Consider the following 803-nt stretch of genomic DNA (forward strand, 5'->3'; position numbering starts at 1 on the left):
CAACGTTATTGTGTATGGTTAGTTGCGTGGTAAGCAACTAATTTAGCAAACATTCACGAACCAGAGAAAATTCCGAAGGAATTTTCCAAATAAGCACTTGCCAAAGCAATTAATTATACACGTTGTTGCCATTTCGTTGTTTTTTTTTCAAAATATCGTTGTGGTCAATTAATTTACTCTTTCCATCTTTAACGACATAGTTTGGTCAAATAATAAAAAATAAATTTCTTCCTCTTTAGTTTCAATTACAATTTTTAAAATCGAAGATGGATTTTTATAATCTATAATTATCTGATTTTCCTTGTTTAATTTCCAATAACTATCAATTATAATTTGTGACACATTATCAGCATTAGTTTTTTTGAGTGTAAATTTTTCATTGTTATCAAAACAAAATTGAGAATCCTTAAAAAGTGTTAGATATTTCTCAATCCGAGAGTCTGATGATTCCGCATTGAATTCCGCTTTAGTGCATATCCAATTTCCAACAATATCTTGCAGTTCTTTTTTTTGACTAAAAGATGTGATTGATGATAATAGAAAGATTATAATAATTGCTTGTTTCATAATTGTTCAATATGGCTTTTGCCTTTTCGTTGTTTTCAATTCAGATTCTGATTCCGCATACGAGCTAAAAAGTCAGACGTCATATTTGGTCAGTTTTTGAGTCAAATTCCAGTGTATTTTTTAAAATTCCGAAATATGATTTTTCGATTTTTTATTTCTTAAAACTCTGAAAAAAAATTTCGAAAAAATAACTGCTTTTTTCCCGTTCAGAGTGCGTTCCGCAATGAATGGCAACG

1 protein-coding gene is annotated in these 803 nt (G+C 29.3%); it reads right to left on the reverse strand.

What is annotated here, in order from left to right; all coding sequences use genetic code 11:
* Positions 1-168 precede the first annotated feature (168 nt).
* Positions 169-567 carry a hypothetical protein gene (locus ACJBCC_RS17245; protein WP_407557928.1) on the reverse strand — a complete coding sequence of 133 codons (399 nt, stop codon included), beginning with the start codon at positions 565-567 and terminating at the stop codon, positions 169-171.
* Positions 568-803 lie beyond the last annotated feature (236 nt).

The organism is Winogradskyella sp. 4-2091 (assembly GCF_045765065.1).
Classification (GTDB): Bacteria; Bacteroidota; Bacteroidia; order Flavobacteriales; family Flavobacteriaceae; genus Winogradskyella.